Below are 23,364 nucleotides of genomic sequence, written 5' to 3'. Positions count from 1 at the left end.
TTGGATGGTTTTTCCAGAGGCCAAAAGGCCTAGGCCTTCGGAGCAAAAGGGCCTACCCGCCGGGTAGGCCCTGCAACGGATCACAAATACGGCTATAACAATTTGGAAGCCAAATCCGCCAGATGGCTGCGTTCCGTTTTGGTAAACGTGATGTGCCCGTGGCTTTTTTGGCCTTTCAAGCGGTCTACCAGATAGGTCAGCCCGTTGGATTCCACGTCCAAATACGGCGTATCAATCTGGTACGGGTCGCCGGTTACGACCACTTTGGTGCCCTCGCCCGCGCGGGTAAGAATGGTTTTCATTTCGTGCGGGGTGAGGTTTTGCGCGTCGTCTACAATCATATATTGGCCGGGCAGCGAGCGGCCGCGCATGTGGGTAACAGAGGCGATTTCAATTTTGCCGCTGTCCAACAAATAATGGGCTTTTTCTTCGCCTTCGTCCGGGTTTTTGCGGTCTGCCAAGAAGGCCAGGTTGTCGTAAATAGCGCCCATCCACGCTTCCAGTTTTTCTTCCTTGGTGCCGGGCAGGAAGCCGATGTCTTTGCCTACCGGCACGATGGAGCGGCACACCACCAGGCGGCGGTAGGCGTTTTCGTCCATGGTGCGCTGCAGGCCGGTAGCCAGCGTGATTAAGGTTTTGCCCGTGCCGGCGGTACCCACCAAGGTAACGATATCCAAACTGTCGTCTAGCAACAGTTCCATGGCAAAGCGCTGTTCTTTGTTCAGCGGTTTAATGCCCCACGCCACCGGTTCCTGCGAAGAAAGCGGGCGCAGCACAAATTCCGCCCCGTTGGACACGCGCCCAATGGCGGACTTTTTGCTCCCGTCCGACGATTTTAAAATAATAAACTCATTGGGAAAATAGACGTTGGGATCCACCGGCAGTTTTTTGTCGCGGTAGAACGCGTCAATCTGCTCGGGGGATACTTCCATTTCCGCCACGCCGGTGTAGAGTTCGTCCACATTCACTTTGTCGGACGTGTAATCCTGCGCCGAGAGGCCCAACGCCTCGGCTTTTAGGCGCATGTTGATGTCTTTGGTGACCACAATCACGGGGGCGGCGTTCTTTTTGTACGAACCTTCTTTTTTGCTTAGGGTATAGGCAATGTTTAAAATAGAATTGTCCGCCTTATTAAACGCCAGCGACTGCGGCAGGGCATTGGGCTTATCCAACTCAATTTTTAAAATGCCGCCTTTCGGCAATTTTACCCCTTCGTTCAAACGGCCTTGCTTGCGCATTTCATCAAGCGTGCGGGAAACCATGCGGGCGTTTTTGCCGCGGGTGTCGCCTTCGCTTTTAAACGCGTCCAATTCTTCAATGACGGCCATCGGGATAATAATGTCGTTATCCTCAAACGCATGCAGGCAGTTTACGTCGTGCAATAGGACGTTTGTATCCAAAATAAATGTTTTTTTCATAAGTATACCCCTTCTGAGCAGAACGTTTTTGTGGGTCTGTTTATAGTATAACCGCGTCCGGGCGGACGTCAAGCCCTCTTCGGGCGGCCCGGGGTTGTGCATATTTTAGCATTAATTGCTATAAATATATATATGAAATATCTTTGCATACACGGACACTTTTACCAGCCCCCGCGCGAAAACGCCTGGTTGGAAGAAATTGAACAGCAGGACAGTGCGGCCCCGTTTCACGATTGGAACAGCCGTATTTGTGCGGAATGCTACTCTCCCAACGCCCTGGCGCGGCTGCTGGACGGAAATAAAAACCTGATTGATTTAGCCAACAATTACGCCCACATCAGTTTTAACTTTGGGCCCACGCTTCTTTCGTGGATGGAAAAAAACGAGCCCGAAGTGTACCAGTCCGTGTTGGAGGCCGATAAACTCAGCCGCGAACGCTTCGGCGGCCACGGCGGCGCCATTGCCCAGGTGTACAACCATATGATTTTGCCGCTGGCCAACGCGCGCGACAAAGAAACCCAAGTCAAATGGGGCATTGCCGATTTTGAAAAACGCTTTGGCCGCAAGCCCGAAGCCATCTGGCTGGCGGAAACGGCCTGCAATACCGAAACGCTGGAAGTATTGGCCGCGGAAGGGATGAAATTTGTAATTTTGGCGCCGGGGCAATGCAAGCGGATCCGCAAAATAGGGGAAGAAAAATGGCAGGAGGTCGGCGCCGGGGTAGACCCCAAACGCGCCTACCGCTGCAATTTGCCCAGCGGCAGGAACATTGCGCTTTTCTTTTATGACGGGCCCATTTCGCAGGGGATTGCGTTTTCCGATACGCTTTCCTCGGGCGAGAAATTTGCCGCCCGCCTGCTGGGCACCTACAACGCGGGCGGCGAGCCCCAGCTGATGCACATCGCTACCGACGGGGAAACCTACGGCCACCACCAGAAATTTGCCGAAATGGCGCTGGCATATTGCCTTAAAAAAGTGGAAGAAACGCCGGACGTGGAACTGACGGTGTACGGCGAATTTTTGGCCAAACATCCGCCGCTGTACGAAGCGCAGATTGTGGAAAATTCCTCGTGGAGCTGTTTTCACGGGGTGGAGCGCTGGCGGGCCGACTGCGGGTGCAATTCCGGCATGAAACCGGGCTGGCACCAAAAATGGCGCGGGCCGCTGCGCCAAGCGTTGGATTTTGTGCGCGACGAAATGATTAAAACGTTTGAGACCGTCGGCTCCCAGTATTTCAAAAACCCGTGGGACGCGCGCAACGATTATATCGATTTGGTGCTAGACCGCTCGCTGGACGCCCAGCACCGCTTTTTCTTAAAACACGCCACGGAAAAAGCCTGGAACGACCGCCCCACCGCGCTATGCCTGCTGGAAATGCAGCGCAACGCCATGCTGATGTATACCAGCTGTGGGTGGTTCTTTGACGAGATAAGCGGCATTGAAACGGTGCAGATTATGCAGTATGCCGCGCGGGCGATAGAATTAAACCGGGCGATCAGCGGGGTGGATTTGGAGCCGGCGTTTGTAGAGAAACTCTCCGCCGCGCCCAGCAATTTAAAAGAACTTAAAAACGGCGCCGTGGTATATGAACGGTATGTAAAACCGCAGGTAATGCCGATTGAAAAAATTGCGCTGGAGCACGTCGTCTCGCTTTTGGCAGACGATACGGTAAACCCGCAAAAAGCCTATGAATGCGACGTATTGGCCTACGCCCCCAAAAAGCTTGCTGCGCCGGGGTTTCACTTGTGCTTTGGGGACATTACCCTTAAATCCCGCACCACGCTGTTGGAGCGGAAAATGCATTTCGCCGTTTTTCAGCACGGAGCGACGGACTTTTTATGCGCGGCCGGCACGGAAGGCACCCTGGACCGCGGGGCCGTATTCGGCCAATTGGAAGAACTTTTTCAGGCCGCCAAATATGAAGACTGCGCGGCGCTGATCCGCCGTTCTTTTCCCAAGCAGTATCCGCTGTCATCCATGTTTTTGGACGTACGGCGCAAAGTGGTGGATTTGGTACTGCGGAAAATGGACGAGGAAACCGACCAAAAATTTACGAAAGTATTTGAAGACCAATACCCGGTGGTGCGCGGCCTGCAGTTAATCGGCGCGCCGATCCCCAAGCCGTTTTTGACGGTGGCGGAGTTTGTGCTTTCCAACGATTTGAAAGCGGAATTCCGCGCGGCGGACGTAAACGTCAACGAAATAGAAGAACTGATGGAAGACGTCAAAACGCTGGGGCTGGACGTTTCCAAAGGCCCAGTGCGCGAGGCCGTAAGCGAGAAACTGGAACGGCTGGCTTTTGCTTTTGCGCGCAATCCTTCGGATACGGCCTGCGCCCTGAAACTGGTGGAGTTTTTGAACTACGCCGAAATTTTCGGATTCGAACCCGATGCCGTGCGCGCCCAGGAATTTGTCTTTTTTGGGCTGCGGGCGCTGGGGGAAGAAGCCAAAAAGAAAGATATTCTGCGGGCGTTGGCGCGGAAGCTTAAAATTGCGCTGTAAAGAGCTTGTTTGTTTGTCAAAAGGCCGCCCCGTAAGGAGCGGCCTTTTTAACGGGCGGAAGGTAAATTATTTTAGCTGGCGCATGGCTTCTTCCTGCAGCTTTTTGATTTTCCGTTTGGCCATGGGCTCGCCTTGTTTGGAAGCCAAAAAATAATAGTGCAGGGCCAGTTTTTCATTTTTCTCGGTACCCAGGCCCCGTTCGTACAAGTCCGCGGTCAGCGTTTGGGCGATGGGGCTTTTTTCGTCGGCGGCGGCTTTCATTACTTCAAATCCTTTTGCTTCGTTTTTCTCGGTGCCGATGCCGTTTAGGTAGCACACGGCCAAATTCACCCGCGCTTCAAAATCGCCCGTGTGGGCGGCGGTTTGATACCAGGAAAACGTCTTTTGCGGGTTGGGCTCTTCGCATCCTTGCCCGGCGTGGTACATCCCGGCCAGGGCATTCATGGCGGGCACACTGCCGTTTTTGGCGGCGGTGTCAAACCAGTTTAAGGCTTGCACAAAATCCTGCGCGACGTGTTTGCCGCGGTAATACAGGCGGCCCATTTCAAATTGGGCCTGCGGGTCGCCGGCGGAGGCTTTTTCCAGCGTTTTTTTAAAGGGGTTATATGAATGTTTGCGCAGAAAAAAGAGCGCCAGCGCCAAAATAAAAATAATTGCTAACCCGGTGCGGGTTTCAATCAGCTGTTCCATAAGAGGCCTCCTGTTCGGTTTTTTTAAGGGCTTCTTTCGCCCATTTTTGAGCTAACTTTTTATGCACCGGCGTGCCAATGCCCTCTTGGTACATTTGTGCCAGGCGCTGTTGGGCGGGTTTTTCGCCTGCCTGGGCGGCCAAGCGCGTCCAGCGAAATTCCTGGTACGGGCTCTTTTCCGTGCCGTAGCCCTGCCGGTACCACTGCGCGATTTCCCATTGGGCCGGCCCGTAGTGCTGTTTGGCGGCAAGGAGCATATAATTAAAGGCTTGGTGCGGATGAACGGCGGTGCCGGTGCCTTCGCGGTAGCACCGGGCCGTTAGGTATTGGGCGCGGGCGTTTTCCAAGTCGGCCGCTTCTTTTAGCAAAAAGAACCCGCGTGCGGGATCTTCCGGCAGTGTTTCCATCCCCAAGTACAGCAACGCCGCCGGCAGGCGGTAATTGGCGGCTGTTTCCAGCCAATGGCGGGCTTGGACGGGGTCTTTGGGGCAGCCGTTTCCGTTTTGGTACGCACGGTACATTTCCAGCGCCGCCCAGGAAGAACCCTCTTGCGCGAGCGTTTCCAACTGGTTAAATGCCAGCTGCGGGTCTTTCTTTACGCCTTGGCCGTACATCAGCATAAAAGCTTGGGAATAGGCGGCGTATGCGTCGCCTTTTTGCGCGGCTTGTTGGTAGTATTTGTAGGCTTTTTTATAATTCTGTTTCGTGCCGATGCCGTTGTAATACAAATCGGCCAGATCCGCAAGAGAATCGGAAAACCCGGCTTTTACTTCGGCCTTTACCTGTTTAAACGCCCGCTTTTCGGCCGTTTGGCGCAGTTTGTGCTGTTCCTGTTCGGCGTCGGTGTAAGCCCAGTCCGAAAGGGCGGCGGCGCTGAGCGGGAGGAAAAGCAGCAAAAGCAATAGTTTTTTCATTTGGTTTTTACCAGTTTCCGGTTTTCCAGCGTGTAGACCTCGTCTGCGTAATCCGCGGCGTGTACGTCGTGCGTTACCATCAATACCGTAAGGCCTTGCTCGCGGCTCATGCGGGCAAAATCTTCAAACACCTGCTGTTTGCGGGCGGTGTCCAAATTGCCGGTGGGCTCGTCCGCCAATAAGAGCGGCGGGTCGTTGCGCAGGGCGCGTGCGATGCTGGCGCGCTGTTTTTCGCCGCCGGACAAATCGGCCGGCAGCTTGTGGCTGATGGCACCCAGCCCCAGATTTTCCAGCAGTTGCTGCGCCTTTTTAGGATCCGGACGGCCGCGCATCAAAGCGGGCATGTCTACATTTTCCAGAAGCGAAAACTCGGGCAGCAGGCCGTCAAATTGGAAAACAAAACCCATTTTTTTAAGCCGCAGGGCCGAGCGGGCGGTTTCGCTTTTAAGCGCGGTAATGTTCTGCCCGTCCAGATAAATCGTGCCGGAAGTGGGCTTATCCAGCATGGCAATTAAATTTAGAAGCGTGCTTTTTCCCGATCCGCTGGGCCCCAAAAGCACCGTAAATTTGCCGCGCGGAAGGGTAAGCGTTACGTCTTCCAGCACGCAGAGGTTTTCGTCGCCCTGACCGTAGATTTTGGTTATATGTTCCAGTTTTATCATATCATCCGTACCGTATAGCGTCCGTGGGGTGCACGCGCGACGCTTTCACCGCCGGATACAGCCCGGCCGCAAAGCAAATCAGGCAGCTGCCGCCGATGACGGCCACAATATCCCACAGCTGCATGCGCACCGGCACTTTGGTTAAATAGTAAATGTCGCCGGGCAGTTCCACAATGTTAAACGTGGCGATAATCCAGCACAGCAGGCAGGCCAGCAACAGCCCCAGCACAATGCCCAGCCCGGCAATCACCATGGCTTCCCACATAAAAATTTTGCGTATCATCCGCGGGCTGGCGCCCATGGCGCGCATGATGCCGATGTCGCGCAGTTTTTCGGTGCCCAGCAAAATCAGGTTGCCCGCAATGTTAAGCGACGCCACCCCGATGATTAAGAACAAAATAATAAACATCATCGTTTTTTCCAGCTTCAGCGCGGCGTAGAGCGTGCTGTTAAGCTGGGCGAAGGTGCGCACGGAATAGCCGTGGCCGATGACGTCTTGAATTTGGGCGGCGGCTTTGTCGGCGTCGTTTATGTTGTGGAGCTTGACGGCAATGCCCGTGGTGCCTTGGCGCAGACCCAAAAAGTCGCTGGCGTGGGAGAGAAGCGTGTAGGCGATGGTATTGTCAAATTCGTAATATCCGGTGCGCAAAAGGCCGCTGATGCGGAATTTTTTCATCTTGGGGAACATTCCCGCCGAGGTGGAAATGGATTGCGGGGAAATCAGCACCACGTCGTCGCCGATATCCGCCCCCAGGTTGGCGGCCAGTTCGCTGCCCAGCACCAAGGGCGGCGGGGCGTCTTCGGGCCAGTCGGGCGTAAAGGAACCTTCTTCCACCGAATCGGCCAGGGTGTTGATCTTTTTTTCCTGTTCGGGGTCTAAGCCGCGGACGATGAGCCCCACGCTTTGCCCGGCATAGGTAATAATTCCCTGCCCGTAAATATGCGGCGCCGCCGCTTCCACCAGCGGCAGCTGTTCAATCAAACGGATGTTTTTTTGATAGGTGTCCTTGCTCATCCGTCCAAACACCAAAATATGGCTTTGCGCACCGATGATTTTGTCTTTGATGTCGGTCTGAAACCCGTTCATAACCGATAACGTGGTAATTAAAGCCGCCACGCCCACACTTACGCCCGCCACGCCGATAAGCGTTGTGATAAAGGCAAAAAGCCCTTGGCGGCGGGTTAAGTAGCGCACGGCTACAAAGCGTTCAAATTTCATAGTTGTATTTTACCTTAATTAGAGGCGGTTGTCCTGCAATAAAGCGGTTGCTTCCGCACCAAAAAAGTATTAAACTATAATCAGCAAATCCATTTATGGAAGGAGAATTTATGGAAAAAGGGTTTACATTAATTGAATTGCTGGTGGTAGTATTAATTATCGGCATTCTGGCGGCCGTAGCCGTGCCGCAGTATACCAAAGCGGTAGACAAGGCCCGTTTTACGCAGGTGCTCACGATGATGGATTCGTTGAAAAAAGGGATTGATACCTTTTATTTGGCAAACGGGGCGGTGAATATCTTGGAGAAAGATTTGCTGGACGCTATGGATATAGAAGTTACTGGAATTAATTGTACCACCAATACCTGCACCAGCGATTTGGGAGGCGGCTGGTCGGTAGGGTGGAGCATCCGCGGCCAACAGAACCTGTATTTGGTATATGCCATCATTTATAAACCGTCTGATTCTTCCAATACAATGTTTATGCTGCAGGAGCTGTTGATGAACGGCAAATGGTCACGCTATTGCGTGCCGCAGTCTTCCGCGGCCGGGAAAACGATGTGCGACCAGCTGACGCAAAACGGCTGGACGACCAATTAATCGGCGGCCACACCACACCGAACTTTTAAAAGAAGGTTTGCTGGATATAGACGTATCTTCCAGTTTGGATTGCGAGGGCTCGTTTGCGGGAACCTGCGGGAGCAAAAATTATTCCTATAGTATTTTTTGTGAAACGAAAAGGTGCGAAATCCAGTTTTACCGCAATAACGGCGACACCAATGATTATTATAAAGGCTATGTAAGTACCAGTGACGGGAGCAATTGGGGAGGATATTGCGGATATGAATCGGCCCTGGGCAAGCCCGTGTGCGATATGTTCGCCACGATGGGAAACAATGTAATGGTGGAAGAGTTGTAAACGATCTTTTTACGAAAAAACCCGCACCTTAAAAAGTGCGGGTTTTTTTCTAAGCACGTCAGAGTTATTTTTCGGCTTTTTCTTCTTTTTCGTCCAGCTTTTTAAGCGTGGGGAACAAGATAATCTCGCGGATGGAGTCTTGCCCCGTGAGCATCATGACGATGCGGTCAATCCCGATGCCCATCCCGCCAGTAGGCGGCATGCCGCTTTCCATGGCTTCAATGTAATCGGCGTCCACGATATCGGCATTTTTGGCGTCTTCGCCTTTGGCGATGGCTTTGGCGGCGGCCTGGTCTTTGAGGCGTTGCAGCTGGTCGGCCGGGTCGTTTAGCTCGGTGTAGGCGTTGCCCAGCTCCTGCCCGTTTACAAACACTTCAAAGCGTTCCACAATTTCCGGATCGCCCGGTTTGGTCTTGGAGAAGGGGCTCACCGCGGTGGGGTAATCCATCGCGATTACGGGGTTGTGATATTCCGCCAGCAGTTTGCCTTCAAAGAGTTCGTCAAAAATATCGGAGTCGGAATCGTCCGCCGTAAACTTGACGCCTTGTTCTTTGGCGACTTCTTCCAATTTGGCGCGGTTGAATTGGCGGCCGTCTAACACTTCGTGGATATCGCGGCCGAACATTTCTTTCCATTTTTCCGGGATGTGCACGCGGGTGTAGGGCGGGCGCAGGTCTACTTCGTGCCCGCGGAAGTGAATTTTTTCAATACCAATGGCTTTGGCGGCGTTGCCCAAAATTTCGTCAAACAGATCCGCCATGGTGTTCACGTCCCCATACGCCTGATAGAGTTCCATCATCGTAAATTCGGGGTTGTGGGTGGTGTCAATGCCTTCGTTACGGAACATATGCCCGATTTCATAAATCTTATCCATCCCGCCGATAATCAAACGCTTGTGATACAGTTCCAGCGCAATACGCATATACAGCGGCATTTTAAGCGCGTTGTGGTACGTTTCAAACGGGCGCGCCACGGCGCCGCCGGCATCGGGGTTCAAAATGGGGGTTTCCACTTCCAAAAATCCCTTGTCGTCCAATGTTTTGCGAATAGAGGTAATAATTTTGGCGCGTTTGATGAAAATATCTTTTACGTCTTCGTTTGCAATTAAATCCAAATGGCGCTTGCGGAAGCGGACTTCCGTGTCCTGCAGGCCGTGGTATTTTTCCGGCATGGGGCGGATGGCTTTGGACAAAAGCGTAAGTTTGGTTACCTTAATGGTTTTCTCGCCGGTTTTGGTTACAAATACGTGCCCCGTAACGGATACAAAATCCCCCACGGCGATATGTTTTTTAAAAAAAGCGTAGGATTCTTCGCCCAAATTGTCTTTGGAAATATAGAGCTGCACCCGGCCCGAAAAATCGCGCAGATGCGCAAAGGCAGCTTTCCCCATCAGGCGCAGCTGCATCAGGCGTCCGGCGGTAACGGCTTCGGTTCCTTCGGCCGCGTTTTTGGCGTCCAAGCAGGAAATCTGTTTTTCGCAGCGGTTGGGATAGGGGGCAATGCCCATTTTGCGGATTTCGTCTATTTCCGCGTAGCGCTGGGCGATAATTTCATCCAGTGCGTTGTTGTGTGTATGTTGCGTATGTTCGGTTGACATCGGTAAAACCTCTTACATTGGTATTAATTCTATTGTAGCAAATTGGGAAGTGGACGCGCGGAGGGATTAATAATTGATACAATAAATCACGGGGGTTTTTGCATATGAAAATGAGTACGGTAGTAACGGTTTTAATTGTCATCGGCATACTGTGCGGCGGGCTGTATTTGCGCTATCACAACAAAGATACCGACGCACGCGGCGCCACGCGGTTGATGCGTTCCATTGAAAACCATGCGGAATTAAACGATACCGTGAAACTGATTGAAAAAAGCGAAGATATCAACATCCGCGACAAATCCGGCAAGACGGCTCTTTTTTATGCGGCCCGCGCGGCGCAGGATCCGCAAGTGGTGCGGGACTTGCTGGAAGCGGGCGCCAATTTGCATATCGCCGACGAAAACGGCCAAACGGCTCTTATGGTGGCGGCGCAGTATAACCCTTCGGTGGACGTGCTGGAAGAATTTACCAAAAACGGCGCCCACGTGAACGCGGCGGACAACGAAGGAAATACCGCTTTGTTTTTGGCGGCGCAATACAATAATGCCGGTATCATTAAATCGCTGCTTCGGGCCAAGGCCGACCCGGACCTCCCCGGCCCGGAAGGCAAAACCGTGGCCCAAGCCTTGGCGGAAAATCCGCAACTGTCCGACCAGGAAAAAACCGACTACCGCCAAGCGATGTTGGTGCTTTCCATTTTGCAGCCGCTGCGCTGAAAAATTTCTGATTTAAAAGGCCTCCCGTTTCGGGAGGCCTTTTTTATGGATGAGAAACCGAAGAAACGGGAGCCGGCGGATAAGGAAAGAAAGAAAACGTGCCGTCTTTATTTAATTTCAGCTCGCCCCAGCGCAGCTGCCCGTCTATATTTAATAACGCGCTGACGCGCAAAATCCAGGAAGGCGGAATGTCGTGCGGAATGGAAACGACCGGGCGCCAGCCCACCCGCTTGAGGTGCAGCAATACCGAGAGGCCGGTTTTGCCTGCATCGGGAATTAAGAAAGGAATGGCCTGGCGGGAAGTGGCGGCGGCATAAATGGCTTTGGTTCCTTCCGGATACTCCACCCCGTTATAGGGCGCGAAAATTTCGTAGTGGGATTTGGATACTTCCAACCCGTTTTTTAAGATATGGCGCAAGTCGTCCCCGTGTTCATCCAGCACCATGCCGCGGTACATTTCGTTTTTTTGGTTGGGCAGCGGAAAGGGGGGCAGGTTGCGGCTATAGGTTAACTGCCCGGCGGGAGCCAGCAGTGTGCTGGGAGTAGTAAAATGATACGCGCCTTGCTGAAAGGACACTTGCAAGGGATAGGGGCGCTTGGGCATGCGCCTCACGGCGCGCAGCACCGTGCGTTCCAGCCGGGTTTGTAGGATAATGCCTTGAGTTTGTATTTGGGGCAGGAACAAGGCTTTTTTAAGCGTGCGCCATTTTTGGGCATGGGCCGGAGTGGACGGAGCCAGTAAGAAAGTTGCTAAAAAACTAAGGCAAAAAACGGATTTTAAAAACTTGTTCATATTATAATAGTACCGTCTTTGCGTGTGCGGCGCAAAGGTCTTTTGGCCTAGAGGCAAAGGGAATTTATACCTAGAAAAAACCGCCCTTACAGGCGGTTAAAATCTGGTTCCGGGCCGGGCCTCTGCCACCCGTCGCCTTACTGACGTGCGGCGCGGTCGGCCCCGCCTCGCGGTACTCGCCTTGCCGGGGGCAAACTCGTACAACGCTGCGGCTTTCTCGTCCTAGCGCAGGCCAAGCAGTTGGCCTGCTTTCCCGGCCAATAAAAAACCGCCCTTACAGGCGGTTAAAATCTGGTTCCGGGACTAGGACTCGAACCTAGAATTAATGCTCCAGAGGCATCCGTGTTACCATTACACCATCCCGGATCAACATAAATATTTTAGCACATTTTTGGGAAAAGAGAAAATTTTTCGTTTTTCGCTTGCATTTCCCCGTCCAAGGTTTTAATTTGTTATAATAAAAAAAGATTTAGCGCCTATAGCTCAATCGGTTAGAGCAACCGACTCATAATCGGTGGGTTCCAGGTTCAAGTCCTGGTGGGCGCAGTTTTAAACCCGCGTGCAAGCGCGGGTTTTTTGCGCCCAAGCGCACCAACTGCTTGGTGCGCGGCCGGACTTGAAAGGCGGAGCGATGTTTTGCTTTGCGCTTTTGCAAGGGCAAAACCGCGAGCCGGGCCTGCAGGAAAATGCGGTCAGGCATTTTACCGGAAGGCAAGCAAAAGAGCATTTAAACCCGCGTGCAAGCGCGGGTTTTTTGCGCCCAAGCGCACCAACTGCTTGGTGCGCGGCCGGACTTGAAAGGCGGAGCGATGTTTTGCGTTGCGCTTTTGCAAGGGCAAAACCGCGAGCCGGGCCGCCCTTCGGTTGTTTGCGGGTTGGGATGCTCCTGATTTTCCGTTTGGAAAGGCGCGCAAAATTGCTACAATATACACATTCGGGGCATGGCTCAAGTGGTAGAGCGCCCGCTTTGGGAGCGGGAGGTTCCCGGTTCAAGTCCGGGTGCCCCGATAAGGTTTTGCTATGGTTCAGCATGCGTCTTGGCAGTCGCCCGTTTTAAATGCTTTTCATACGCCTGCGGATGTGGAACGGGAATCGTTCACGGACGGTATCCGCACGGAACTTTCTGCCCCTATTCAAACGGCTTTTCCGTTTGCTTCGCTGGTGTTTTCGCTCAATTATGCGGCCCCCAAAGACAGCTTTATTTTATTGGAAGCCCAAGTGTTGGAAGAGGGCAAGTGGAGCGATTTTTTTAAGCTGGGGCTTTTTTCACAAGGGATTAAAAAAAGTTTCCCGTCACAGGATAGCGCTTTCGGCCGCGTGGAGACGGATGAATTGGCGCTTGCCCGCCCGGCGCAGGCGTACCGCTACCGGATTCAATTTTGCGGGGAAGCCAAGCTGACGCTTTTGGCGGCTTCGGCGGTACGAAGTCCTTTTGAGTATGAAGAAAATAAAGCGGCCCGATTGCCTGCCGGTCATTTTCAAAAAGAAATTGCACCTATTTCCCAAATGGAATTAAACCACCCCGACCGGCGGCGGGTATGCAGCCCGGTTTCCCTTTGCATGGCCCTCAATGCGTTGGGGGTGGCCTGTTCTGCCGAAGAAGTGATGCAGGGCGTGTATGACGCGTCCGCCAACATTTATGGGAACTGGGTGTTTAATACGGCGTATGCCGGATCCTGCGGGGTACAGGCTTATGTGCGCCGCTTTGGGGCGCTTTCGGAGCTGAAAGATTTTGTTACGCCCGACTCGCTGGTGTTGGCCAGTATCGCTTACGAGCGAGGGGAACTGACCGGCGCGGCGATGGAACGCACGGCGGGACATTTGGTAGTGGTGTGCGGGTGGGAAAACGGCGCCGTGTGCGTAGCCGATCCGGCCGCGCTTAAAAAGCAAACTGTTTTGCGCGCGTATAACGCGCGGGAATTTGCAAATGCGTGGCTCCGCCATAAACGGGGAGCCGCTTATATAGTGAGGAAAAAATGAAAAAAAGTTGGCTGATGCTTTGCTTGGCCGGGCTGCTCTGCGCGGCGTGTGCCCAGCAGGAGATGAAAGATTCCTTAATTGTGGCCCATAAAGGGGAAATGGAATCGCTGGATCCGGTTTATTCGTATGACGGGGTAACCCACGGGTTGCTTATTAACGTATATGATACGCTGCTTAAATTTAAAGGCAGTTCCTTAACGGAGCTGGAGCCTTCTCTTTCCACGCAGGTTCCCACCAAAGAAAACGGGCTTATCTCGCCCGACGGCCTGACGTATACCTTTCCCATTCGAAAAGGCGTTAAATTCCACGACGGAACGGAACTTACGGCGGAAGACGTGCGCTACTCGTTGTTGCGCTTTCTGCTTTCGGACGTATCGGGCGGCCCTTCCAGCCTGCTGCTAGAGCCGATTTTAGGGGTTTCCTCCACGCGCGATGCGGACGGAAACATTATCGTAAATTTCCAAGACGCGGCCGACGCCGTGCGCGTAGAAGGGGATAACGTGGTAGTTACCCTCAAGCGTCCGTTTGCGCCGTTTTTGTCTATCGTGGCGCGGTGGAGCTATGTGGTAAGCAAAAAGTGGGCCGTTCAGCGCGCTGCGTGGGACGGAACTGAAGAAACGTGGAAACAGTTTAACAATTTTTCCAAAGATTCTTCTCCTTTCTTTTCCCAAGAAAACGGAACGGGCCCCTTCCGGGTGGAGCGGTGGGATATTGCCGCCAAACGCCTGACGCTGGCCGCCAACGAAGCCTATTTTGCGGGTGCGCCGCGGCTGAAAACCATTCATATGATGACGGTGGACGAACCCTCCACCCTGCGCCTGATGCTGGAATCGGGCGATGCGGACGTGGCGGAAATTTCCACCAAGTTTGCTGCCCAATTAAAAGGAAACCCGGACATTACCGTCTACGACAATCTGCCCCGCCTGCGCACCGACCCGGTGATTTTCTTTACGCTGGATATCAATATGCAGGCCAACCCGGACGTCGGTTCCGGCCAGTTGGACGGGCAGGGCATTCCGTCCAATTTCTTTGCCGACAAAGACCTGCGCAAAGGGTTTGAATATGCGTTTGATTACGATGCGTTTTTGGAACAGTCTATGGAAGGCCGCGGCGAGCGGGCCATCGGCCCGGCCCCGGCGGGATTGGTGCGCTATGATGACGGGTTTAAACGCTACCATTTCGATTTGGAAAAAGCCAAAGAACATTTTCAAAAGGCTTGGAACGGGCAAGTGTGGGAAAAAGGTTTCAAATTTACCATTACCTACAACACCAGCGGCGATATGCGCCAAATCGCCAGCGAAATTTTAAAACGCAATGTGGAAAGTTTAAACCCCAAATTCCAGATTGATTTGCGCGGCGTAACGTGGCCCGCCTTTTTGGAAAAGACCGCCAAACGCCAAATGCCCATGTGGGCCCGCGGCTGGGTGGCCGATTATGCTGACGCCCATAACTTTTATTTCCCGTTCATTCACAGCCAAGGCCGCTATGCGCTGTCGCAGGGGTATAAAAACCCGCTGGCCGACCGCTTGATTGAAAAAGCCGTCGCGGAGACCGATTTTTCCAAACGCAACTTGCTCTACCGCCAGGTGCATAATTTTATGTATGAAGACGCCATGCAAATCTATACCGTGCACCCCACCGGCCTGTGGGCGATGCGTTCCAACGTAAAGAATTTTGTGGATAACCCGGTCTATATGGGCATTTATTTTTACCCGATGTATAAAGAATAAAATGGCAAAAAGATATTCCAATCCTCAAAATCTAATGTATACTATTGTATACGAATACGGACGAGTATAAATGATTAATTTGGGGCAAACATTTTAAACCATAAGGAGAGCTTATGAAAACGCAACGAAAGAAAAAAGCGTTTACCCTGACGGAACTGTTGGTGGTGGTTATTGTCATCGGCGTTTTGGCGGCGGTAGTGCTGCCTAAGTTCAGCAAGGTAATTGAGACGCGCAAAACTACGGAAGCGGAAGAATTAATGGCCGCGGTGCGCACCGAACAGGAAAAACGGTGCTCTTTGGATCAGGATTATTTATCGGATCTTTCCAAACTGTCGGATATTATCCCGTCCACGGATACGAAAAACTTTGTGTACAGCACCAATGCGGAGGGAACGGGAATTGAGGCGCAAAGCAAAGGCAAATTCGGCTATACACTCAAAATGCCGTCTTATAAAGACGGGCGTTTGTGCTGCGACAATGAAGAAGAATGTTTGAAATTAAATAAAGACTATCCGCTCTGCTCGGAGCTGATTGCGCGGGCGGATTACCAAAGCGGCGAAGAGTGCGCCGGCGAGAAAGGCCCGACGGTGATTGCCTGCGTGGGAGAGTCTACGCGAAGCTGCGGCTGCCAGAATAAAGGGACGCAAAGCCGCACCTGCGACACGACCACCGGCACATGGAGCGCTTGGGGCAGCTGCAGTATTTCGGATGTATGCCAGTGCACCGGCACCGAACCGGCCAGCACGCAAACCTGCAACGGCTGCGGCACACAGTCGCGAAGCGTTACTTGCGATACCACGACGGGCGCTTGGCAAACAGGCGCTTGGGGCGCCTGCAGCAAAACGGAGGCGGAATGTTCCGACCCGTGCTCCAGCCACCCGTTTGATTTAGTGGGAGGAAGAGAAGAAACCGCTTTGTGCTGCAAAGGGAGTTCTGTTTATGAGCCGGAAACGGGGGAGACCTTTACTGATGCCGCGTATTGCTGCGGTACGGTAAATGTGTGCTGTTTCTATCCGGATGGAACCTCTGGCAACTGCGACCCCATGAGCTCGGTCAGCCTATCCGAAAAGAACAGTTATTGCAAAATCGCCGGTAACGGGTCTCATGCAGAATACGTGTGCGGAATTCCTTCTTCCGGGGGAACTACCCCTGGCACAAATTGCACATGGGGATCCGGACAATCGGTTCAGCAAACGGTCTCCATTGACTATACAGCAGGGGACTTGTTTGAAAAGATTTCCAGCCAGTCGGATATTACGTCTTCCTTCAGTATTGCCGGTACGGAAGGCTGGACAAATCCCCCAACCTGCAACACGGGCGGTACTTGCGATTCCAGCGGGGCGCTGTGCAACAACAATCCGTACCTCTCTAATTGCAAGGTTACCAGTGCAGACAGCGGCGGAACGCCCGCTTCGTACTCTTGTACGCTAACGTACACCAGCCGCAGCTGTACCTGCCAGTAAGCAAATTGTTAAAACCCTCCGCGGCAGCGGAGGGTTTTTTGTGGGGAGTTATTTGAAAAGCGCGCGGGGGTGTTTTTCGGCGGAGCGCATGAAGAAAGCGTTTGCATTTGCCGGGGGAAAGTGTTATAATAATATTGCGGGGTAGAGAAGCCTGGTATCTCGCAAGGCCCATAACCTTGAGATCACTGGTTCAAATCCAGTCCCCGCAAGATTTTTATTATATACCGCCCTTAAGGGCGGTTTTTTTATGGGGCAAATAACCAAGTTAGACGACAACTTAGTTTCTTTTCGGCGGTTTTTTATGTACAATAAACTAGACTAAAAAAACGAACAGAAAACAGGGTTTGCCGTTTGTGAGGAGGAAGTATGAAAGTATCCATTTTTGTGGGGGGGAATAAGACGTTCACCGCCTCCCGCTTAGGGGTTAAACTGGGCGAAGAATTGGCCCGCAAAGGCCTGGAAGTGACGCTGCGTGCGGTAAAGGGGAAAGTAAAAAGTAAAGATTCCGCCGTTATCCTGCAGGAATACGCGGCAACCGCCAAACCCAAAACCTTGGCGGCCGCGCTTAAAAAAGACCAGGCTGATTTTGTGATTTCGCTTATGAACTTAACCGGCTGCCAAGCTGCGCTGGAAGCGGGGGTTCCCTTTGTCTATGCGGAAAACGAAGGCTTTAAAGAAGACAAAGCGGTAAAAGATAAAAAGGCCATCCTTAAAAAAGCCAAACAGGTGCTCGTCATCAAAACGACGGAAAAACCGCTTAATAAAAAAGCGTATGCCGGCTTGAAAGTGCAGGAAGTTACCAATCCGGCGGTTTGGGTGGAACATTACAACTACAACAAACCCGCTTGCTTTAAGAAAGAAAACAACATTGTGGCCGTGGGCAAATTTGCCAAAGAAAGCGGCTTTGAAAATTTGCTTAAAACTTGGGCCCGCTTGGCGCCTGCGCACTCCACATGGCACTTAACGATTGTGGGGGACGGAACGGGCAAAGCGGCGTTGGCCAAGTTTGTGGCTAAAAACAATTTGCAGGACAGCACCGAAATCGTTACCGACGACGGCGATGTCTACAGTCTGCTTCGCAATGCAGACATTTTTGCGTATCCCGCTTTAAACCCTGCCAACGCGGATATTTTGCTCGACGCCATGGCCAGCAAACTGCCGTGCGTGGCGTGCGAAAGCGAGCCCGTAACCGATTTGGTGGCCAATGGCATTAATGGGGTCATCGTCAATGCGGGCGAAGAAGAACCTTTTACCGTTGCCTTGGACGATTTAATGGTCAACTGGGGCAAACGGGTGGGCCTGGCGGTGGAGGCCAGCAAACTCAAAGACAGATATCCGTTTGAAGATTTTGTCCGCGTGTTTGCCGAACTTTTAAAATAAACAATGCCCCGGCGTTCGGCCGGGGCGTTTTGCAAAAGGAAGCCACATGCGAATTACGTGCGTAATCGGCACTTTGGGCGGCGGCGGAGCAGAACGCGTGATGACGTACCTGTGCGGGGGCTTAGCCGCGCGCGGGCACGAAGTAACGCTGCTGACGCTGGATGATTCCGTGCCTGATTTCTATTCGGTGCCGGACGGCGTGCGCCGCGTGAATATCAGCTTGCCCACCTTTAAAAAAGCCGGTTTTTGGGGAGGGATTCCCCGCTTGTGGAAGCTGACGCGGGCCGTGCGGGCCACCCGGCCGGAAGTGGTCGTCAGTTTTATGACGGTTAGCGTCTTGGCCGCGTGCTGGCTGTTGCGCATTCCGTATATTTATGCCGACCACTTGGACGTGCGCCACTTGGCCTACTCTTTAAAATGGAAAATTTTGCGTAATTTCTTATTGGGAAAAGCGTTTCGCGTAACGGTTCTTTCCGAGCGCGACCGCAAGTTTATTGCGCTTTACCACCCGCGCTGGAAGCCGGCGGTTATTTACAACCCCGCCTTGCCGCCGCAAAAGAATTTTGAGCCGCGGCCGGATTTCTTGCAAGAAGGCAAAAAATATGTGCTGGCCGTAGGACGGCTGGCCAAGCAAAAAGGGTTTGACCGCCTGCTGGAAGCGTGGCGGCGGATTTGTGAAGATTTTCCCGATTGGCGGCTGTGCATTATCGGCGCCGGGCCGGAAGAAGCCGAACTGAAAGGCTTGGCCGATACGCTGGATGTGCAGTACTGCGTGCAGTTCGTGGCACCGGTCAAAAATTTGGACGCCGTGTACCGCCATGTGGATTTGTATGCGATGTCCTCCCGGGCGGAAGGTTTCCCGATGGTGCTGCTGGAAGCCATGTCGTTTGGGCTGCCGGTGGTAAGTTTTAACTGCACCGGGCCGGACGTCATCGTGCGCGACGGCGTGGACGGATTTTTGGTCAAGCAAAACTATACAGACCGCTTGGCCGCCAAAATGGCGGAGTTGATGAAAGACGAGGCGCTTCGCCGTCAATTCGGCGAAAAAGCCCGCGAAATTACCAAACGCTTTTCGCTTCATAAATACTTGGATGCATACGAAACGTTATGCAAGGAAGCCGTCAAATGAACTGGCAGGATCCGGACGTACAACAACGCATTGCCGAATGGCAGCAGCTGCTGGATTGGCGCGGGCGGGACAGCCGCCTGGTGCGGGGGGCGTTTGCGTGGAGCCGTTGGAAAAAGAAATTTTTAAACACGCTTAAGTGGCGTCTTCGCCGTAAAAAAACGCCCGCGGAAACGGATTCTTTGCGGGTGCTTTTTTGGCTGCCCGGAGGCTTGGGGGATGCGGCCTGCGCCAAGCGGCTGGTAACGGCCTACCGTTTTTTCCTGCCGCAGGCCCGGTTTGACATTTATGCCCCTTTGCCCGGCGTGGCGAAAATGCTGTTTGGGGCGGATAAAAACACGCGCATTTTGGAAAAGGACGATTTTTCGCCGTTTGATTATGACTTGGCTCTGCAGGCGTGTATGGCCGTTAAATTTTTGCAGGTTACGCCGGAGCGGATAGAATGCCTGGCGCCGCGTTTTGGGGAGGTCGTCCGGCGGGCCGAAGAAGCGCAAAAATCGCTGGGCAGTTTATTGGACGATGTCTTTTTAACCGAAGGCGTATTGGGGCGGTGGCTGTATGAACAAGGCGCCCGGCGGTTTGAACTGCTTTCGTATACGGGCGGCGTGGAACTTCCGCACGACGCGCAGGAACAGCTCCAAACGGACGCAGAACCCCGCCGAAAATGGGGGCTGGAAGGCGTAAAATATATTACGTTTCACGACGGCACCAGCGAAGCGCAGGTGATGGCGCATGTGCGCCCGACGCGGGCGTGGCCGGCGGTGCGGTGGTGTGAATTTTTTCGGTTGTTTAAAAAAGAATTTCCGCAAATTAAGTTAGTGCAGCTGGGCGGCCGCAACAGCCCGGTGTATGAAGAGGCGGACGTGTGCCTGGTGGGCAAAACCGCCGTGGCGGAGCTGCCCTCTCTGTTAGCCGGTGCGCTGGCCCACCTGGATACGGAAAGCGGCCTAGTGCATTTGGCGCAGTTTTTGCCGGTGCGCAGTGTGGTGTTGTTCGGCCCGTCCTCTGCCCATTTTTTAGGATATGCCAAAAACGAAAATCTGGATTGCGGCCCCTGCGGCGGATGTATGTGGATCACGCCGGATTGGATGAAGCGCTGCCCGCTTGGGCACGAGCCCGCACCGTGTGTGGAACGCATTACCGCGCAAGCGGTATTGGCGGCCTTGCGGCGGATTTTGCCGCATTAAGAAAGGGAGCCTGCAAAATGTTTTGCAAAGGCCTGCCATTCGCCGCTCTTAACCGATAAGAAAAATACGCCCGCCAAAAAGACGATTCCGCTTGCCAGCAACGTTGCCAGTACGCCGCTTCCCGCCAGGTAAAAACCGCACAGCGCCGCCGGCAGCAAGGCAAGCAAGTTCACCGCCAGCACCCGCCCCGCATCCCGCAGCGACTGCATATACCGTATTTGCGGAAAATGCGTTTTAAACAAGCGGTAATTAATCCATAAGCTGACTACATTGCACCCCACCTGCGTGTAGGGAAACGCAAACGCGCCCCATCGGTTCATCGTAAACGGAACCAACAGAATAAACAGTCCAATACAGCTAAGCGCATACGGCAGGCTTTCTTTTACTTTTCTGCCGGCGGCAACCACATTGTTCTGCATGGAAACAATGGCCAAAAACCACATCACGCCCATTAACGGCCGCAAAAACGCGGCGGCGTTTTGCACGTCCGCGGCGGAAAAGTTCCCCCGCTTAAAAAACAGCGTAACAATTTCCGGCGCGAAGAAGGCGGTAAATACGGCCAGGGGCGTCAGCACAAAAAGCAAAAAATGCTGGGTGGACAGAAAATCCGCGTTTAGTTTCGCTTCCGCCCGGGCGGAAGCGTCTTCGGTCAGCTGGATTTTGGAAACGTTGGCCACGCGGAAAGTAAAGATTTCGGTCGGCGAGTCGGAGAGCTGTCTAGCGTAGTTTAACGCGCTGACGAGCCCCGCCGAAAGGCCGCTTAGCAAATACAGCGGCAGCACACTGCTGACGATATTGGCCAGTTCAATAAGTTGGTTGCTGGCTAAATTTTTGGTCAGGTGTTTTTGCCACTGCACTCGGGCCGGGCGGAAATTCCACTTCAGTTCCTTTCTCATCATCCACCCAAACACCGCTATCTGCACCAAATTCGCCGTCAAAAAGCCGTACACCATGCTGATAATTCCCGCCGTCCGCCCGCACGCGATTAAAAAAACCAGCGGCAACAGCGCGTTTAGCGGCGTTAAAAGGGCGGAAGCAAACCGGCGGTACATTTCCAGCACGGCCGTCAAATACGCCGTCAGCAGCTGCAGGCCAAACAACACAAAACAAAGTGTGATGAGCAACTGGTTCGCGAGCAGCTGAGGGGCGTCAAAGCGGGAAAATAAACGGGCCAGCCCCACCGGCGCCAGAAACCCGGCCGCACCCAGGAGCAGCAAGAGGAGAATATAAAAATATAAAAAGCTGTTTAACAGCGGCCGCCCGGCCCCGGGCGCACGGGCTTCCTGCGCCATGGCTTCCGGAATAATCACGGCGGCGTTCATCCGCTGCAAAAACGTAACGCCAAAGCCCATTACCATCAGGAGGTAAAAATACACGTCCGTCGTGCGTCCCGCGCCAAAATAAAGCGCGATTAAGAGCGCATTGGCAAAGGACACCAGCTTCCACGCCAAGGTGGCGCCTACCGCCAGCGCGGCCCCGGCTGTATAGGAGGTGGGCTTAAAAAGATGAACCATATTTGATATTATAATAATTTAGGAGAAGAATATCGTGAACACTGAATTTGAACCTGTTATCGGGCTGGAGATACACGTCCAGCTCGCCAGCAAAACCAAACTGTTTTGTTCCTGCCCCAACGGCGTGGGCGAGGATACAAAACCCAATACGGCCATTTGCCCCGTTTGCACGGGACACCCCGGCGTACTGCCGGTGCTGACGGAAGGCGCCCTGGAGCTTGCCGTGCGCGCGGGCCTGAGTATGAACTGCAAAACCAATGAATACTCCTCCTTCTCGCGCAAACACTATTTTTATCCGGATTTGCCCAAAGGCTACCAAATTACCCAGTATGACGAACCAATCAACGGAGCCGGGTTTATTGAAATTACGTTCGGCCCCAAAGACCATTTGCAAAAAAAGCGGATCGGCATTCATCACGCCCACTTGGAAGAAGACGCCAGCAAATCGTCCCACGAAGGGACGTATTCGCTGATTGATTTTAACCGCGCCGGATGCCCGTTGTTGGAAATCGTGTCCATGCCGGATTTACGCTCTCCCGACGAAGCCTATGCCTATTTAACCGAAATTAAACGCCTGATGCGCTGGGTGGGCGCGTCCAACTGCGATATGGAAAAAGGCGAACTGCGCGTGGATGTGAACATTTCCCTGCGTCCCAAAGGACAGGAAAAATTCGGTACGCGCGCGGAAATCAAAAACTTAAACTCGTTTAAAGCGGTGCGCGACGCGCTGAACTATGAAATCAACCGCCAGACCGAAATTTTAAATGCGGGCGGACAGGTAAAACAGGAAACGCGCCTGTGGGATAAAGAAGAATTGGTTACCAAACCCATGCGCTCTAAAGAAGACGCACTGGACTACCGCTATTTCCCGGAGCCGGATCTGCCGCCGGTGGTGTTGGAAAAATCGTGGCTGGAAGGCGTTAAATCCCGCATGCCGGAACTGCCGGCCGCCAAAGAAGCGCGGTTTATGAAGGCGGGCCTTTCGGCGTATGATGCGGGCGTGCTGACGAGTTCGCGCGAAATTGCGGACTATTTTGAAGAAGTGACCAAAAGCGGCAAGGTGTCTTTAAAAACCGCTTCCAACTGGATTCAGACGGATTTGCTCGGCATGTTAAATGCGGAGAAAAAGGAAATCCAGGATTCTCCCATCCCCGCGGCCCGCTTGGCGGAGCTGTTGGAAATGACCGAGAGCGGCAAAATTAACCGCAAACAGGCACGGGAAGTGTTTGACGAAATTTGGAAAACCGGCGAAGCCCCGGCCGCCGTGGTGGAAAAACGCGGCATGGTGCAGGTAAGCGACGAAGGCCAGCTGGAAGAATGGGCCCAAGCCGCTATTGCCGCCAACCCCAAAGCCGTGGCCGATTTTAAGGCCGGCAACAAGGCCGCCGTAGGCCCGTTGGTGGGGGCGGTTATGAAAATGAGCAAGGGCAAAGCCAACCCGCGGCTTATCAGCCAGTTGCTTACGAAGCTGCTGTCCTAATCGTTTAGATGTCCTAAAAGCCGGCCTGCGGGCCGGCTTTTTTGCGGGCAGTTCCTAACTTAAATAAAAGATACCC

At 53.2% G+C, this 23,364-nt stretch carries 19 protein-coding genes and 4 tRNA genes; 14 read left to right on the top strand and 9 right to left on the bottom strand.

Annotation, left to right across the window (positions count from 1 at the left end):
* Nucleotides 1-92: 92 nt before the first annotated feature.
* Entirely contained in the window at nucleotides 93-1,418 is a 1,326-nt protein-coding gene (locus tag B5F75_RS06550; RefSeq protein ID WP_087289183.1) for a PhoH family protein, read from the bottom strand.
* Between the two features lie 132 nt (nucleotides 1,419-1,550).
* On the opposite strand from B5F75_RS06550, the gene B5F75_RS06545 reads away from it, so the two are divergent.
* Nucleotides 1,551-3,920: a DUF3536 domain-containing protein gene (locus B5F75_RS06545; RefSeq protein ID WP_087289181.1), complete on the top strand. Its 2,370-nt coding sequence runs from the start codon at nucleotides 1,551-1,553 to the stop codon at nucleotides 3,918-3,920.
* A 66-nt stretch (nucleotides 3,921-3,986) separates the two neighbouring features.
* Here B5F75_RS06545 and B5F75_RS06540 read toward each other — a convergent pair whose 3' ends face one another.
* Genes B5F75_RS06540 through B5F75_RS06525 form a run of 4 tightly spaced genes read right to left on the bottom strand, consistent with a single transcriptional unit; the run spans nucleotide 3,987 to nucleotide 7,404 of the window.
* Nucleotides 3,987-4,610, bottom strand: coding sequence for a tetratricopeptide repeat protein (locus B5F75_RS06540; protein ID WP_087289179.1), 624 nt, complete (start codon nucleotides 4,608-4,610; stop codon nucleotides 3,987-3,989).
* Entirely contained in the window at nucleotides 4,594-5,523 is a 930-nt protein-coding gene (locus B5F75_RS06535; RefSeq protein WP_087289177.1) for a tetratricopeptide repeat protein, read from the bottom strand. The genes B5F75_RS06540 and B5F75_RS06535 overlap by 17 nt, the downstream gene beginning before the upstream one ends.
* Nucleotides 5,520-6,185: an ABC transporter ATP-binding protein gene (locus tag B5F75_RS06530; RefSeq protein WP_087289175.1), complete on the bottom strand. Its 666-nt coding sequence runs from the start codon at nucleotides 6,183-6,185 to the stop codon at nucleotides 5,520-5,522. The genes B5F75_RS06535 and B5F75_RS06530 overlap by 4 nt, the downstream gene beginning before the upstream one ends.
* 1 nt (nucleotide 6,186) lies before the next feature.
* Nucleotides 6,187-7,404, bottom strand: a complete 1,218-nt coding sequence (locus B5F75_RS06525; protein ID WP_087289173.1) for an ABC transporter permease — start codon at nucleotides 7,402-7,404, stop codon at nucleotides 6,187-6,189.
* Nucleotides 7,405-7,514: 110 nt separating this feature from the next.
* On the opposite strand from B5F75_RS06525, the gene B5F75_RS07745 reads away from it, so the two are divergent.
* Nucleotides 7,515-8,003: a pilin gene (locus tag B5F75_RS07745; protein WP_275531910.1), complete on the top strand. Its 489-nt coding sequence runs from the start codon at nucleotides 7,515-7,517 to the stop codon at nucleotides 8,001-8,003.
* 37 nt (nucleotides 8,004-8,040) lie between these two features.
* The gene (locus tag B5F75_RS06515) at nucleotides 8,041-8,322 is read left to right on the top strand and encodes a hypothetical protein (RefSeq protein WP_087289170.1); all 282 of its coding nucleotides are present in this window, start codon (nucleotides 8,041-8,043) and stop codon (nucleotides 8,320-8,322) included.
* Between the two features lie 64 nt (nucleotides 8,323-8,386).
* Here B5F75_RS06515 and lysS read toward each other — a convergent pair whose 3' ends face one another.
* The gene (gene lysS / locus B5F75_RS06510) at nucleotides 8,387-9,919 is read right to left on the bottom strand and encodes a lysine--tRNA ligase (protein WP_087289168.1); all 1,533 of its coding nucleotides are present in this window, start codon (nucleotides 9,917-9,919) and stop codon (nucleotides 8,387-8,389) included.
* Between the two features lie 104 nt (nucleotides 9,920-10,023).
* On the opposite strand from lysS, the gene B5F75_RS06505 reads away from it, so the two are divergent.
* Complete coding sequence (locus B5F75_RS06505) at nucleotides 10,024-10,635, top strand: ankyrin repeat domain-containing protein (protein ID WP_087289166.1); 612 nt, start codon at nucleotides 10,024-10,026, stop codon at nucleotides 10,633-10,635.
* A gap of 43 nt (nucleotides 10,636-10,678) precedes the next feature.
* Here the strand turns inward: B5F75_RS06505 and B5F75_RS06500 are convergent, their stop codons facing one another.
* Complete coding sequence (locus B5F75_RS06500; protein WP_087289164.1) at nucleotides 10,679-11,428, bottom strand: hypothetical protein; 750 nt, start codon at nucleotides 11,426-11,428, stop codon at nucleotides 10,679-10,681.
* A gap of 292 nt (nucleotides 11,429-11,720) precedes the next feature.
* A tRNA-Gln gene (locus tag B5F75_RS06495) sits at nucleotides 11,721-11,794 on the bottom strand.
* A 106-nt stretch (nucleotides 11,795-11,900) separates the two neighbouring features.
* Between B5F75_RS06495 and B5F75_RS06490 the strand changes: the two genes are divergently transcribed.
* The 9 genes from B5F75_RS06490 to B5F75_RS06450 all read left to right on the top strand — a co-directional run bounded on the left by B5F75_RS06490 (nucleotide 11,901) and on the right by B5F75_RS06450 (nucleotide 20,294).
* A tRNA-Ile gene (locus B5F75_RS06490) sits at nucleotides 11,901-11,974 on the top strand.
* 389 nt (nucleotides 11,975-12,363) lie between these two features.
* A tRNA-Pro gene (locus tag B5F75_RS06485) sits at nucleotides 12,364-12,436 on the top strand.
* 12 nt (nucleotides 12,437-12,448) lie between these two features.
* On the top strand, nucleotides 12,449-13,408 hold the full coding sequence (locus tag B5F75_RS06480) for a C39 family peptidase (RefSeq protein ID WP_087289162.1): 960 nt from the start codon (nucleotides 12,449-12,451) through the stop codon (nucleotides 13,406-13,408).
* Nucleotides 13,405-15,138 (top strand): ABC transporter substrate-binding protein, encoded by a 1,734-nt coding sequence (locus tag B5F75_RS06475; RefSeq protein ID WP_087289159.1) that lies wholly within the window; start codon nucleotides 13,405-13,407, stop codon nucleotides 15,136-15,138. The genes B5F75_RS06480 and B5F75_RS06475 overlap by 4 nt, the downstream gene beginning before the upstream one ends.
* Nucleotides 15,139-15,251: 113 nt before the next feature.
* On the top strand, nucleotides 15,252-16,601 hold the full coding sequence (locus B5F75_RS06470; RefSeq protein WP_087289157.1) for a prepilin-type N-terminal cleavage/methylation domain-containing protein: 1,350 nt from the start codon (nucleotides 15,252-15,254) through the stop codon (nucleotides 16,599-16,601).
* Nucleotides 16,602-16,736: 135 nt separating this feature from the next.
* A tRNA-Met gene (locus B5F75_RS06465) sits at nucleotides 16,737-16,810 on the top strand.
* A gap of 157 nt (nucleotides 16,811-16,967) precedes the next feature.
* On the top strand, nucleotides 16,968-17,981 hold the full coding sequence (locus B5F75_RS06460; RefSeq protein WP_087289155.1) for a glycosyltransferase: 1,014 nt from the start codon (nucleotides 16,968-16,970) through the stop codon (nucleotides 17,979-17,981).
* Between the two features lie 46 nt (nucleotides 17,982-18,027).
* Complete coding sequence (locus tag B5F75_RS06455) at nucleotides 18,028-19,110, top strand: glycosyltransferase family 4 protein (RefSeq protein WP_087289153.1); 1,083 nt, start codon at nucleotides 18,028-18,030, stop codon at nucleotides 19,108-19,110.
* Nucleotides 19,089-20,294: a glycosyltransferase family 9 protein gene (locus tag B5F75_RS06450; RefSeq protein WP_143351271.1), complete on the top strand. Its 1,206-nt coding sequence runs from the start codon at nucleotides 19,089-19,091 to the stop codon at nucleotides 20,292-20,294. Before B5F75_RS06455 ends, B5F75_RS06450 begins: the two co-directional genes overlap by 22 nt.
* On the opposite strand, the gene B5F75_RS06445 is transcribed toward B5F75_RS06450, so the two are convergent.
* Nucleotides 20,291-21,808, bottom strand: a complete 1,518-nt coding sequence (locus tag B5F75_RS06445; RefSeq protein WP_087289149.1) for a lipid II flippase MurJ — start codon at nucleotides 21,806-21,808, stop codon at nucleotides 20,291-20,293. The two genes, B5F75_RS06450 and B5F75_RS06445, sit on opposite strands and share 4 nt — an antisense overlap.
* Before the next feature lie 34 nt (nucleotides 21,809-21,842).
* Here B5F75_RS06445 and gatB point away from each other — a divergent pair, with 34 nt between their 5' ends.
* Entirely contained in the window at nucleotides 21,843-23,288 is a 1,446-nt protein-coding gene (gene gatB, locus B5F75_RS06440; RefSeq protein ID WP_087289147.1) for an Asp-tRNA(Asn)/Glu-tRNA(Gln) amidotransferase subunit GatB, read from the top strand.
* The last annotated feature ends 76 nt before the right edge of the window (nucleotides 23,289-23,364 follow it).

This window comes from Elusimicrobium sp. An273 (genome assembly GCF_002159705.1).
Lineage (GTDB): Bacteria > Elusimicrobiota > Elusimicrobia > Elusimicrobiales > Elusimicrobiaceae > Avelusimicrobium > Avelusimicrobium gallicola.
Note: the sequence above shows the minus strand (reverse complement) of the source record. Positions and strands in the feature narration are given on the sequence as shown.

Coding starts and splice junctions, on each gene's coding strand:
- B5F75_RS06445 (WP_087289149.1), bottom strand. CDS start 21,808: ATGGTTCATCTTTTTAAGCCCACCTCCTATACAGCCGGGGCCGCGCTG.
- B5F75_RS06550 (WP_087289183.1), bottom strand. CDS start 1,418: ATGAAAAAAACATTTATTTTGGATACAAACGTCCTATTGCACGACGTA.
- B5F75_RS06455 (WP_087289153.1), top strand. CDS start 18,028: ATGCGAATTACGTGCGTAATCGGCACTTTGGGCGGCGGCGGAGCAGAA.
- B5F75_RS06450 (WP_143351271.1), top strand. CDS start 19,089: ATGCAAGGAAGCCGTCAAATGAACTGGCAGGATCCGGACGTACAACAA.
- B5F75_RS06525 (WP_087289173.1), bottom strand. CDS start 7,404: ATGAAATTTGAACGCTTTGTAGCCGTGCGCTACTTAACCCGCCGCCAA.
- B5F75_RS06500 (WP_087289164.1), bottom strand. CDS start 11,428: ATGAACAAGTTTTTAAAATCCGTTTTTTGCCTTAGTTTTTTAGCAACT.
- lysS (WP_087289168.1), bottom strand. CDS start 9,919: ATGTCAACCGAACATACGCAACATACACACAACAACGCACTGGATGAA.
- B5F75_RS06540 (WP_087289179.1), bottom strand. CDS start 4,610: ATGGAACAGCTGATTGAAACCCGCACCGGGTTAGCAATTATTTTTATT.
- B5F75_RS06480 (WP_087289162.1), top strand. CDS start 12,449: ATGGTTCAGCATGCGTCTTGGCAGTCGCCCGTTTTAAATGCTTTTCAT.
- B5F75_RS06535 (WP_087289177.1), bottom strand. CDS start 5,523: ATGAAAAAACTATTGCTTTTGCTGCTTTTCCTCCCGCTCAGCGCCGCC.
- B5F75_RS06470 (WP_087289157.1), top strand. CDS start 15,252: ATGAAAACGCAACGAAAGAAAAAAGCGTTTACCCTGACGGAACTGTTG.
- B5F75_RS06460 (WP_087289155.1), top strand. CDS start 16,968: ATGAAAGTATCCATTTTTGTGGGGGGGAATAAGACGTTCACCGCCTCC.
- B5F75_RS06505 (WP_087289166.1), top strand. CDS start 10,024: ATGAAAATGAGTACGGTAGTAACGGTTTTAATTGTCATCGGCATACTG.
- B5F75_RS07745 (WP_275531910.1), top strand. CDS start 7,515: ATGGAAAAAGGGTTTACATTAATTGAATTGCTGGTGGTAGTATTAATT.
- B5F75_RS06530 (WP_087289175.1), bottom strand. CDS start 6,185: ATGATAAAACTGGAACATATAACCAAAATCTACGGTCAGGGCGACGAA.
- B5F75_RS06475 (WP_087289159.1), top strand. CDS start 13,405: ATGAAAAAAAGTTGGCTGATGCTTTGCTTGGCCGGGCTGCTCTGCGCG.
- B5F75_RS06545 (WP_087289181.1), top strand. CDS start 1,551: ATGAAATATCTTTGCATACACGGACACTTTTACCAGCCCCCGCGCGAA.